Origin of the sequence: Bordetella ansorpii (assembly GCF_900078315.1) — a bacterium.
GTDB lineage: Bacteria > Pseudomonadota > Gammaproteobacteria > Burkholderiales > Burkholderiaceae_B > Bordetella > Bordetella ansorpii.
In genome coordinates, this window is sequence record NZ_FKBS01000026.1 from 1 (window position 1) to 402 (window position 402).

Here is a 402-nt window from a genome sequence, read left to right on the forward strand (position 1 = left end):
TGATACTAATTGCCCGTGAGGCTTGATCCTATAACTCTACAGTCTTCATACGCGGCGCCATGAGCGCGCCGCCCAGGTGCTGACGCGCACCGTGCCGGCGAGAACGCCGTGCATCACAACCCCAAATACGTATTCCATACGCTTTACGTCGCAGGCCTCAACCCCTGCCCAGCGTGCTTCTTCTTCTGAGCCGTTGACCCAACCCGTCAACCGCTCAACCTCTTACGCCTGACGACCATAGCAAGGTGGTCCCACCCCTTCCCTTCCCGAACAGGACCGTGAAACACCTTTGCGCCGATGATAGTGGATGTACATCTGTGAAAGTAGGTCATCGTCAGGCTCTTATCCCCAAAACCCCGTAGACACAACGTCTGCGGGGTTTTGCTTTGGACGCTCGAAAAA

Annotated in this window: 1 rRNA gene; it reads left to right on the top strand. The window is 56.0% G+C overall.

Annotated features, from left to right (window positions below):
* Positions 1–227 precede the first annotated feature (227 nt).
* A 5S ribosomal RNA gene (rrf, locus tag A7W11_RS21850) occupies positions 228–340 on the top strand.
* The last annotated feature ends 62 nt before the right edge of the window (positions 341–402 follow it).